Genomic DNA, 11851 nt, shown 5'->3' with positions numbered 1-11851 from the left:
ACCGGACGCGGCGGCTCAACCGGGATAGCGCCAGACGCCGAGCTCGCCGGTCTGCAGCCGGCACACCACCGTCTCGGCCCGGCTGCGGCAGTCCCCGGTCGCGCCGCGGAGCACGTCCAGCACCCGGGCCCGGCCCTCGGCGACGTCCAGCTCGGCGACCACCACCCCGCCACCGGCGGCGGCCGGCCGCACGGCCAGGAGCCGTTCGTCGGCGTGCCAGGTCATCAGCTGCCAGGTGCCCAGGTCGGCCACTTCCCGACCGGTGGCCGCGTCGAGCACGCCCAGCCGGTCGCCGAGGGGCCCGGGCGCGACCGCCAGGAGCCGGCCGCCCTGTGCCGACAGCACCCCGAACCACCGCCCGCCGACCCACCGGAGCGCGCCGGTCGCCGGGTCGAGCGCGACGAACCTGTTTCCCCCGGGCACGCACAACAGCTCGCCGCACTCGGTGACGTGCTCCACCATGGGGACGCGCGCCTTCCACCGCCGCCGCAGCCCGTCCAGCCCGTAGGCGGTCACCACGCCCGCGGCCGGCCGGACGACCAGCAGCAGGTCGTACGCCACCACCACGTGCCCGGAGGCCTCGTCGAGGCCCAGGTCCGCCGCGTGCACCAGTGCGCCGGAGCGGGGGTCGCGCACCTCGACCCGCCCCTCGGCGGGGACCCGGACGATCCGCTCGACCCGCCCGTCGCGGAGACTGTACGTCGCGCCCTCGCGCGTCGTCGGCACCGACCACAGGGCCTGCCCGGAGGCCGGATCCACCGACCGCACGGCGCCGCCCTCCTCCCCGCCGGTCTGCATCAGCAGGATGCCGGCCGGGTCCCACCAGGGGTAGCCGGGCTGCCGCCAGAGCCCGCGGCCGGTCGCGGCGTCCAGGGCGATCGTCTGCCCGTCGTCCTGGTCCCCGGTGACGGAGAAGAGCACCATCCCCGGCCCGGTCTGGACCTGCCAGAACCGGCCCGCCGCCGCGACCCGGGAGCGCCACACCGGGGTGGGTGGGGCGTCGTCCGCCGGCGCCCGCTCGGGCAGGGCGTACGCGCGCACCTCGACGGTCCCCTCGGGCTCCCCCTCGGCCGGCTCGACGACGTAGAGCCGGTCACCGTGCAGGAACGCCTCCGACCCGAGGCGGGCCGGCACGACGAGCCCGACCCGGGCCGGCACCGGGGCGGCCGCCGCCACGGTGGCCACGAGGAACGCGAGCGCCAGCGCGACCCGCAACGGGCGGCCGACGGCGCGCGGCGGGCGGGGCGGCGGCGCCTCGCGGCCCGGCTCGTCACGCACCTCGCCGAGGTCGATGAGCGTCACGCCCGCCCCTTCCGGTCGCGGTCGCCGGGCAGTTCCCACACGCCCAACCCACCGTCCTCGCGCCGGCAGGCGACGAACGACTCGCGAGCGCCGCACTCCCCCACCACGCCGCGCAGTGCCGCCAGCACCTGCACGCCCTCCCCGCGCTCGTCGATCCGGCCGACCAGGTACCGCCCGTCGCGCTGCCGGCGGTGCACGGTCGTCGCGTCGGCCGAGAGCCACGGGGCGCCGGCCCGCCAGCGGCCCAGTTGCCGCACCGGCTGGCCGGTCGCCGCGTCGAGCAGCACGTGCTCCGCGGCGCCACCGGAGGCGCGCCGGACGGCCAGCAGCCGGCCCTCGACGGCGACCGGCCCCAGCGCCGCGTTCTCGCTCCGCCACCGCAGGGCGCCGGTGGCGGGATCGAGCAGCCGGGTGGCGGGCGAGCCGTCGTCGACACAGATCAGGGCGCCGCAGTCGTAGACGTCCGGCTGGTCGGCCGGGCCGCGGGGCACGCTCCACCGCCGGCGCAGGCCGGGAATCTCGTAGCCGCTGAGGACGCCGCTGGCGTCGGTGAGCAGCACCAACTCCTCCGTGACCGTCAGCACGCGGGAGCGGTCGGGCACGGTGGTCGCGGCACGCGCCGCGCCCGTGTCGGGGTCGCGCAGCTCCAGCCGCCCGCCGGCGAGCACCGTCAGCAGGCTGATCCGCTGGTCCCGCCGCGACAGGTGCGCGTCCTCGAATGCCAGCGGCTGCGACCACCGGACGGCACCGGTGGCGGGGTCCACCGAGCGCAGCACGGACGCGCTCGATCCGGCGAAGCCCGACAGCAGCAGGTGCCCGGCCGAGGTGGCGCCGTGCAACTGTCCCGCGCCCCGCCAGCGCACCCCGCCGTCGGCGAGGGAGAGCCCGACCACCTCGGACGCCGTCCGGTCCCCGGCCAGGCCGACCGCCAGCAGGTCGCCGGCCCGGACGGCGTGGAACACCCGCCCCGGCGCGGGCAACGGCACCCGCCACAGGGGACGGCCGGAGGGCAGCCGGTGGGCGGCCAGCCGCGACACCGGATCCCCGTCGGCCACCGTGCCGGGGCCCGACGGCTCCGCCACCAGCAGGACCCCCTCGACGAACAGGAGATTCGCGTCCGGGCCGGCCGGGACCGTGACGCCCGGCGGTTGCGCGGGCCACGGCGCGGCGGCCGCAGACGTCACCAGGCAGAGCAGGGCGACCAGGGCCGGGGCCCAGCGGCGGAGGAACCGGCCCGGACCGGGCCCGGCGGCCCCGTCGACGTCCCGTCGCTCGCCCAGGTCGATGACCGTCACGTGGCGTCCTCCCCGTCACACCGTGGCCTCCGGCGGACCGGCAAATCGGCCGTGGGGGCACCGGCCCGGCAAAAGCGACGCCGGAGCGCCTGTACGATGGCGCGTCGTGGCTGTGCCGGTGGTAGACCCCTCGCTGAACTCCGTCTCCGAGCCCGTCGCGGCCGAGCCGACGCGCCGGCCCCGGCGCAGGCCCTCCCGCGCCGACGTACTGGCCATCGGAGCCTATGTCCTGCTCGGCGTTTTCGTGTGCCTGAACTACTGGGTCGACGTGCAGAACCGGGTGTCGTCGCACCTGCCCACCGACCACAGTTGGTTCGAGTGGCTCTTCTCGCACGGCGCGTACTCGGTGCGGCACCTGGAGAACCCGCTGTTCACCGAGCGGCAGAACGCCCCGGACGGGGTGAACATGATGGCGAACACCTCGCTGCTCGGGGTGACGCTGCCACTGGCGCCGCTGACCATGCTCCTCGGCCCGCAGGTCATGTACGCGCTCTACCTGGGCGGCGCGCTGGCCGCGACCGCCGGCACGTCGTACTGGATGCTGTCGCGGCACCTGGTGCGCTCGCGCGCGGCGGCCTTCGTCGGCGGCGCGTTCCTGGGTTTCGCGCCGGGCATCGTGCACCACGCCAACGGCCAGCCCAACTTCGTCTCGAACTTCCTGCTGCCGCTGATCGTGGTGCGGGTGCTCCGGCTCGGCGAGCCCGGCCGGTGGCGGCGCAACGGGATCGTGCTCGGCCTGCTGGTGGCGTACCAGATCTTCATCAACGAGGAGATGCTGCTGCTCACCGCGCTGGCGTGCCTGGTCGTCGTGGTCGCGTACGCGATCATGCGGCCGGCGCGGACGCGGGCGGTGGCCGGCACCTTCGCCGCCGCGCTCGGCGTGGGCGGCGCTCTGGCGCTGCTCCTGACGGCCTACCCGATCTGGTTCCAGTTCAACGGCCCGCAGTCCTACCGGGGGTTGCAGGGCGGGGTGTTCCACAACTGGGGCGAGGACCTGGCCGCCTTCGTCACCTTCGCCCGCGACACCGTGGCCGGCGACGAGGCGGTGGAGAAGACCATCGGCCTGACCGAGCAGAACACCTGGTTCGGCTGGCCGCTGGTGCTGCTGTCGCTGGTGGCGCTGGTGCTGCTGGTCCGCCGCTCGCTCGCCGCCCGGATCCTCGCGGTGCTGGTGGTGGTCTTCACGGTGGCCTCGATCGGCCCGAAGGTGCGGATCAACGGGGTGGAGACGGAGACGGACGGCCCGTGGGCCTACGTCTCCGACGACCTGCCGCTGGTCGAGATGATGATGCCGACCCGGCTGGCCCTGGTCGTGGCGGCGGCGCTCGGCGTGCTGCTCGCCCTGGCCTGGGACACCGTCGCCGGCAGCGGCCGCCCGCCGGTGCCGGCCCCCCGCGCCGGCTCCGACGGCGACGACCGCGCGGCCGGTGCCGACGCCGGGTCGCGCCGCCGCTGGCTCCGGCCGGTCGGGTACGCGGCCGTCGCGCTCGCCGTGCTGCCGCTGTTCCCGCGTCCGCTGCCCGCGGAGCCCGTCGACCCGCCGCCGCACTTCATCACCGCCGGCGGCTGGCGCCCGTACGTGCCGGAGGGCCGGACCCTGGTGCCGGTACCGATCCCGAGCAACGTGCACGGCCTGCCCACGCTGCGCTGGAGCGCGCTGACGCAGCACGCGTTCCCGATCCCGGGCGGCTACTTCATCGGGCCGAACGAGCTGGGCGAGGGCGTCTTCGGCGCGCCCAACCGTCCGACCAGCACCCTGATCTACTCCACCATGGACAAGAACGCCGTCCCCGCGCTGACCGACGAGAACCGCCGCCAGGCCGTCGAGGACCTGCGCTTCTGGCGGGCGTCCGTGGTGGTCCTCGGCGCGCATCCCCGGGAGGCGGTCCTGCGCGAGCTGATGACCGCGCTGATCGGCCCGCCCCAGCGCGTCGACGACGTGTGGCTCTGGGACGTCCGGCCGCTCGTCGGGTGAGCCGGCGACCGTCGAGGCTCAGCCGGCCGCCGGGCGACCGGCGGCGGGGCTGAGCCGTCAGCCCACCACCGGGCGGACGTCCCAGACGTGGGCGCCGGCCACCTCCCGGCCGGGCCCGAGCAGCGCGTCGAGCGTACGGCGCACCGGGTCGCCGTGGTGCAGTCCGCCCTGCACCACCAGCGCGGCGCGCCAGTGCCGCAGGTCCTCGACCGCCTGCCGGCGGTGCTCGTCGGTGACCACCGGCACCTCGCCGGTCTCGGCCACCCGGCGCAGCAGCTCGGCGGTGGGGCGGTCCGGGGCGCCCCACCGGGCGGCCGGGTCGTCGGCGCCCCGGGGGCCGATGAAGTAGCCGCCCGGGGCCGGGAAGGCCAGCCCGGTGCGGGCCGACCAGAGCATCGCCGGGCTGAGCCCCGCACCGGTCACCGGCGGCACCGGGACGAGGGTCCGGCCCGGCGGGACGTGGGCCCGCCAGCCGCCCTCGGCCACGAACGCCGGCACGGGCCAGGCCGGCACGGTCCGGATCGGGGTGGGGATCAGCGGCAGCAGCGCGGCGGCCACCGCCCCGCCCCAGAGCAGCCGCACCGGCACGGCGCCCACCCGGGCCTCGGCCCCGTCCTCGGGGCGCAGCCGGTCGGCCCCGGCCGCAGGGCGCAGCCGGTCCAGGGAGAGGGCGAGCAGGATGCCCAGCACCGGGACGCAGACCAGCGGGAAGCGCGCCGGCACCGCGTGGTCGAGCAGCGGCAGCTCGGCGACCAGCCGGTACGGCCCGGGGATGCCGGTGGACGTGCCGTCCAGGCGGACCTGCTCGCCCAGCGAGAGCAGCGCGAAGAGCAGCCCGCAGGCGGCCAGCGCGCGGACCAGCGGCCGGCGCCACAGCCAGATCACGATCACCACGGCGAGCACCAGCAGCCCCGGGCCGAAGAAGGAGTTCTCCTCGGTGGGGTTCGGCGCGAGCAGGCCGGGCAGGTGGTCGTCGCCGAGCACCGTCTGCCGCGCCGAGGCGGTGAACGACGCGGCGTCGAGCTGGTAGCCGTACGCGTGGAAGGGCATCCCCCGGTAGTGGCCCGGACCGAAGAACTGGAACCACAGCGGGTACGCCAGCAGCGGCAGCGCCACCGCCACCCCGACCGCGAGGCGGCCGAGCAGCGCCGGGGCCCGCCGACGCGCGCTCTCCCGGTCGGCCACCGCGTACGCCAGCGCGAACGTCCCGGCGGCGAGCACCAGGAAGACCAGCACCTCCTCGCCGAGGAAGACCTGGTACGCCACCAGCAGCCCGAGCAGCGTCCCGTGCCGCCACACCCGGCGCGGGTCCGGGTGGAACACCAGCGCCAGGATCACCGGCACCAGGAACTGCGCCGCCATGTGCAGGTGCGCCCCGGCCTGCGCGACCATGCCGGGGGCGAAGCCGCAGAAGAGCCCGCCGACCGCCGCCGCCGCCCGGGAGTCGACGAGCCGGCGGCGCAGCAGCGCGTACCAGGCGGTCGCGGTGCCGGCCAGGCAGCAGACCACGGCCACCAGGAACGCGACCTGCGAGCCGAAGAGCAGGGTGACCGGGGTCAGCGGCACGCCCAGGCCCAGCACCGAGGTGTTGGCCATCAGGTTCACCCCGTCCGGGGCGTTCAGCTCCCCGCTGTACAGCGGGTTCTCCAGGCCCGTCACCGCCCGGGCCGCGCGGGCCAGCATCCACTCGAAGAGGACCTGGTCCCCCGCCTGGTGGAACAGCCGCCCCGGGCGACCCCACTGGCCGAGGGTCAGCAGCACCGCCAGGGCGAGGTAGCCGGCGACGACCAGCGCGTCCGGCGCGCGCACCGGCAGCCGGCGGGACCGCCGGGCGGGTGCCGCCCCGGCGGTGCCGGTCGCCGCCGGGGCGGTCATCAGGTCGGCTGGTCGGTCAGCGCCCGGACGTCCCAGACCCAGACGTCCAGCTCCCGGCGGCCGGGACCGACCAGCTGCTCGACGGTGCGCCGCAGCTGCTCGGAGTGGTGCTGGCCGACCGGGAGCACCAGGACGGCCGCCCGCCAGTGCCGCAGCTCGTCGAGCGAGCGGCGGCGCTGCCGGTCGTCCAGCTTCGGGATGCGGCCGGTCGAGGCGACCTCCTCCAGCAGCCGCCCGACGCCGCTGGGCCGGCCGCCGAAGCGGCCGGGGTCGCCGGTGTTGCCGTTGCGCGGCGCCAGGAAGTAGCCGCCGGGGATCTTGAAGTCGAGGTTGGTGGAGGCGGCCCAGCGCATGCCGTGGGTGTGCCCCATGTTCGGCACCGGGATCGGCACCAGCGTCTGGTCCTCACCGACGTAGCCGCGCCACCGGTCGGCGGTGATGAAGTCCGGTACGGGCGGGCGGGAGGTCACCTTCAGCGGCATCGGCGCGATCGGCAGCAGCGCCAGGACGAGCCCGGCCACGGTGAGCGTACGCAGCGTCCGCCGCTCGACCGGCAGCGTCCGGGAGCGCTCGACGGCGAGCGCCAGCAGGATGCCCACCACCACGCTGGTGATCAGGCCGAAGCGGGTGGGCACCACCGCGTCGAGCAGCGGCAGCCGGACCAGCCACTCCCAGGGCCCGGTGAACAGCTCCCGGTGCCACCAGGACACCCGCTCGCCGAGGGAGAGCACCGCGAAGAACGCCCCGGTCGCGGCGAGCGCCCGGACCAGCATCTCCCGGCGCAGCCAGGCCACGATGCCGATGGCGATCAGGGCGAGGCTCCAACCGAAGAAGGCGTTCTCCTCCGAGTAGTTCGGCGCGAGGTTGACGTTGGCGCGCTCGTCGCCGCCGATCGTCGGCGAGCCGGGCGCGAAGAAGGCCGCGATGTCGTTGCCGTAGTCGCGGACCGCGTCGCTCAGGCCGTGGTACGCCATCGGCCCGGCGAACTGGACGTAGAGCGGGTACGCCAGCAGCGACCCGGCGAGCACGGTGCAGATCGCGAGGGCCTTGGCCAGCGGCCGCCACGCCGCCGACCAGAGCCCGGGCCGCTGGGCGAGCACGGCGAGCAGGAACACCCCGCAGGCGAGCGCCGTGAAGAGCAGGATCTCCTCGTTGATGAACGCCTGGGCGGTGACCATCAGGGCGAGCAGCACGCCGTCGCGCCACGGCCGTCGGGACCGGGTGATGACCAGCACCCGCCAGACGATGAACGGCAGCAGGAACTGCGAGATGATGTTGGGGTGCCAGTTGGCGTGCGACAGCATCGCCGGCGAGAACCCGCAGAACCAGCCGCCGACGGCCGCCGCCAGCGGGCTGCGCACGACGTGCCGGGAGAGCACGAAGTACCAGGCCGAGGCCGTGCCGGCGAGCGCGAGCGTGACCAGCACCACGAAGGTCACGGCCGGCCCGAAGAGCAGCGTCACCGGCACCATCGGGATGCCCAGCGCGAGGATGGCCGTGTTGGCCATCAGGTTGACCCCGTCGGGGTAGTTGAACTGCTCGGTGAAGAACGGGAACTCGCCGTGCAGCACCACGCGTACCGAGTGGGCGAGGAAGAACTGCACCTGGGCCGGGTCGCTGCTGTAGAGCGAGGCCACCCGGCCGGCCGGGTCCACCCAGATCTGGCTGGTGACCCACACCGCGGCGAGCAGGAACAGGCCGAAGACCGTGAGGTCCTGCCGACGCCGGGTCCACCGCCGGGGCCGGGCCGCGCCGTCCGCCCCGCGGGCCTCACCGGAGGGGGCGGCGGCGTCGGTCGCTTCGGTGGTGGCCACGGCCGCGCCGGGGGCGTCGGCCTCGTCGGCGCGGGCGGCCCCGTCCGGCGTACGGTCACCGGCGCCGCCCACGGGCGGCGCCACGGGTTCGGACGCGGGGGCCGCGGCGGCGTCGGATTCCGACCAGGATTCGGCGCGGGTCTCGGCAGGCGTCACAGTCGGCGGAGTCTACCCGAGCGGGACATTCACCCTGAAACCACGGCAGTGTCCTCTGTGGTCGGCGTCGCCCACCGCCCGCGACCTGCGCACGGACGGTGGGCGAGGTGGCGCGTCCCGGTGATCCGACATCTCGTACTATGGCGCTTTCCGTTGAACGACGGCTGAGGCGATCGAGGGGGCGTACAGGTGGCTCCAGTCCGCCGGCGCGGCATCACGGCCACCGCACTGCTGACCCTGCTGCTCACCGCGACCGCCTGCGGGCCGGTGGCCGACCGGCAGCCGGGCGACCTGCGGGTCGGCTACGACAGCCTGGACGGCGACCTGACGGTCTGGCCGCCACGCGGCACCCTGGCGGGCGACGCCGCCGTCCGGTCGGCGGTGACCGAGGCGGTACGCGACTGGCGGTCACCGGCCGACGACCGGGTGCACCTGCCCACGTCCGGGATCCTCTGGTCCGGCGAGGTCGGCGGCGCGCCGCTGGCCCTGGTCGCCGCGGACGTGCCCGGCGAGAGCGCCTCCTGGCTGCTCCAGGTCACCACCGAGGACGGCCGGTACGCGGTCACCCGCGCCGCCGAGTACACCGACCCCGGCTACCTCGTCTACTCCGACGTGCTCCCCGTGCACACCTCCGACGGGCGGCGCTACCTCACGTCGGGCCGGGTGCAGCGGCTGCTCGGGCCGGACGGCCGCGCCCTGCGGCACACCGACGGCCTCACCGAGCCGGTGACCGTGCCGGCCTGCCGGGCGGTGCCGGTGACCGCCACGCTCAGGGCCACCGAGGCGCTGCCCCGGGGCCGCGCCGCCGACCGGCTGCTGGACCTCGGCACCGGCACCACCGACCCGCGCTACCCCCTCGTCCGCGACGAGAGCGGCTCCGGCAAGCGGGCCCTCACGGGCCTGGACACCTGCGCGCTCGCCGGCGAGGAGGGCCCGTTCGGCAGCGTCCCCCGGCGCATCGGCGACCGGGACGCGCCGCGCTCGGTCCCGTCGTCGTGGCCGATGACCAAGCTGACCGTACGCACCCTCGGCGAGGTCGCCCTCGGCGGCGGGGAGCCGGCGGAGCTGGAGCAGTTGAGCTGGGAGACGGCCGACGGCACGATGACCGCCGTGGTCTACCGCCCCGCCGACGGGGGCACGCCGGTGGTCTCCCCCGCCGACCGCTCCAACCCGTTGCAGACGTACACGCTGCCGGTGCCGGGGCAGCCGCTGGCCGTGCTGAGCTGGCGGCCGACCGCCGACAGTTCGCTGTCGACGCCGCCGGACACGCCCCGGCTGGTGGACCGGCCGGGGCTGGTCGTGGTGCCGGCGCCGACCCGGTCGGAGACGTTCAGCCTCGCCGAGGCGGAGAAGACGCACTACCGCTCCCTCGGCGGTCGCTGACCCGGCGTCGGCTCCGCTGACCGGCACGCGAGACGCCGACGGCGGGTGACCCGGTCTCCCGGGGCACCCGCCGTCGGCGGTCTGGAACTCAGTTCTGTGCGGTCGCGTCGTCGGCGGCGATCACCGGCTCGACCGGCTCGACGTCCAGCCGGGAGATCCAGCCGGTGACGTCGCGGGCCACGTCCTGCGCGGTCAGGCCGAGGTCGGCGAGGATCTGCGCGCGGGTGCCGTGCGGGTGCCAGTCGGCTGGCACGCCCAGGTCCTTCAGCGGCACCCGGACGTCGGCGTCCCGCATCGCCTGGGCGAGGGCGTCACCCACGCCACCGACCCGGACGCCGTCCTCGACGGTGACCACGAGGCGGTGCCCGGCGGCCAGCTCGACCAGCTCGGCCGGGACCGGGCGGACCCAGCGCGGGTCGACCACGGTCACCCCGAAGCCCTGCCCGGCGACCCGGGTGGCCACCTCCATGCCCAGGTGGCCGAAGGAGCCGACCGCCACCAGCAGCACGTCCTTGCGCGCCGCCTCGGCCAGCACGTCGACGGTGCCGACCCGGCGCACGGCCGGCAGGTCGGCGGCGACGGTGCCGGTCGGGAAGCGGACGATGGTGGGGCCGTCGTCGACGGCCACAGCCTCGCGCAGCTCCTCGCGCAGGGTGGCGGCGTCGCGGGGCGCGGCGATCCGCAGGCCCGGCACGACCCCGAAGACGGACATGTCCCACATGCCGTAGTGGCTGGGCCCGTCGGGGCCGGTGATGCCGGCCCGGTCCAGCACGAAGGTCACCGGCAGCCGGTGCATCGCCACGTCCAGCAGGACCTGGTCGAAGGCGCGGTTGAGGAAGGTCGCGTAGACCGCCACCACGGGGTGCAGCCCGCCGAGGGCCAGGCCGGCGGCGGAGGTGGCCGCGTGCTGCTCGGCGATGCCCACGTCGTAGACCCGGTTCGGGTGCTTGCGGGCCAGCTTGGCTATGCCGGTGGGCTCGGCCATCGCGGCGGTGATGCCCACCACGTCGGGCCGCTCGTCGGCGATCGCGACCAGCTCGTCGGCGAAGACGTGCGTCCACTTCACCGACGGGGCGGCGACCAGCTTGCCGGTCTCGATGTCGAAGGCGCTGCCGGGGCCGTGCAGGCAGTCGGCCTCGTCCTCCTCGGCCGGGCGGTAGCCGTAGCCCTTACGGGTGACGGCGTGCACGATCACCGGGCCGCCGAAGTTCTTCGCCGCGCGCAGCGCCGACTCGACCGCGGCCACGTCGTGCCCGTCGACCGGGCCGACGTACTTGATGCCGAGGTCCTCGAACATCGCCTGCGGGGCGACGGCGTCCTTGATGCCCCGCTTGACGGCGTGCAGCACCTCGTACATCGGCCGGCCGACCAGCGGCGTCGAGCCGAGTGCCTCCTTGACGGTGTCGAGCACCTTCTCGTAGCCGGGATTGAGCCGCAGCGAGGAGAGGTGGTCGGCGAGGCCGCCGATGGTCGGCGCGTAGGACCGGCCGTTGTCGTTGACCACTATCACCAGCGGGTTGCGGGCGGTGGCGATGTTGTTCAGCGCCTCCCAGCACATGCCGCCGGTGAGCGCGCCGTCGCCGACCACGGCGACCACGCTGCGCTGCTCGCCCCGCAGCGCGTACGCCTTGGCCAGGCCGTCGGCGTAGGACAGGGCGGTGGAGGCGTGCGAGTTCTCGATCAGGTCGTGCTCGCTCTCGGCCTGGCTCGGGTAGCCGGAGAGGCCGCCGCGCTGGCGCAGCCGGTCGAAGCCGGCCTGCCGCCCGGTCACGATCTTGTGCACGTACGCCTGGTGGCCGGTGTCGAACAGGAACCGGTCGCGGGGCGAGTCGAAGACCCGGTGCATGGCCAGGGTCAGCTCGACCACGCCCAGGTTGGGGCCGACGTGCCCGCCGGTACGCGAGACCTTGGCGATCAGGAAGTCACGGATCTCGGCGGCGAGGACGTCCAACTCCTCGGCGGACATCCGCTTGACGTCCTGCGGACCCCGGACGGTGGCCAGCAGCCCGGTGTGGTGGACCGTGCCCTCTTCAACGCTCATGACGCAAGAG

Annotated in this window: 7 protein-coding genes; 2 read left to right on the top strand and 5 right to left on the bottom strand. The window is 75.5% G+C overall.

The window, feature by feature from the left end; all coding sequences use genetic code 11:
• Nucleotides 1-15 precede the first annotated feature (15 nt).
• Both OG989_RS15505 and OG989_RS15500 read right to left on the bottom strand, forming a co-directional pair.
• Complete coding sequence (locus OG989_RS15505) at nt 16-1302, bottom strand: outer membrane protein assembly factor BamB family protein (protein WP_327030890.1); 1287 nt, start codon at nt 1300-1302, stop codon at nt 16-18.
• Entirely contained in the window at nt 1299-2597 is a 1299-nt protein-coding gene (locus tag OG989_RS15500) for an outer membrane protein assembly factor BamB family protein (protein ID WP_327030889.1), read from the bottom strand. Before OG989_RS15500 ends, OG989_RS15505 begins: the two co-directional genes overlap by 4 nt.
• A gap of 106 nt (nt 2598-2703) precedes the next feature.
• Here OG989_RS15500 and OG989_RS15495 point away from each other — a divergent pair, with 106 nt between their 5' ends.
• Entirely contained in the window at nt 2704-4572 is a 1869-nt protein-coding gene (locus OG989_RS15495) for a glycosyltransferase family 87 protein (protein ID WP_151452461.1), read from the top strand.
• A gap of 57 nt (nt 4573-4629) precedes the next feature.
• On the opposite strand, the gene OG989_RS15490 is transcribed toward OG989_RS15495, so the two are convergent.
• Nucleotides 4630-6447 carry a hypothetical protein gene (locus OG989_RS15490; RefSeq protein WP_327030888.1) on the bottom strand — a complete coding sequence of 606 codons (1818 nt, stop codon included), beginning with the start codon at nt 6445-6447 and terminating at the stop codon, nt 4630-4632.
• Complete coding sequence (locus OG989_RS15485; protein ID WP_327030887.1) at nt 6447-8417, bottom strand: hypothetical protein; 1971 nt, start codon at nt 8415-8417, stop codon at nt 6447-6449. Before OG989_RS15485 ends, OG989_RS15490 begins: the two co-directional genes overlap by 1 nt.
• A gap of 189 nt (nt 8418-8606) precedes the next feature.
• Here OG989_RS15485 and OG989_RS15480 point away from each other — a divergent pair, with 189 nt between their 5' ends.
• A complete protein-coding gene (locus tag OG989_RS15480; protein WP_151452459.1) occupies nt 8607-9800 on the top strand; it encodes a hypothetical protein in 1194 nt (397 codons plus the stop codon).
• A gap of 88 nt (nt 9801-9888) precedes the next feature.
• Here OG989_RS15480 and dxs read toward each other — a convergent pair whose 3' ends face one another.
• Entirely contained in the window at nt 9889-11841 is a 1953-nt protein-coding gene (dxs, locus tag OG989_RS15475) for a 1-deoxy-D-xylulose-5-phosphate synthase (protein WP_327030886.1), read from the bottom strand.
• Nucleotides 11842-11851: the final 10 nt, after the last annotated feature.

It is taken from the genome of Micromonospora sp. NBC_01740 (genome assembly GCF_035920365.1).
Classification (GTDB): domain Bacteria; phylum Actinomycetota; class Actinomycetes; order Mycobacteriales; family Micromonosporaceae; genus Micromonospora; species Micromonospora reichwaldensis.
The sequence above is the reverse complement of the archived record's forward strand: the minus strand, read 5'-3'. Positions and strand labels throughout refer to the sequence as shown.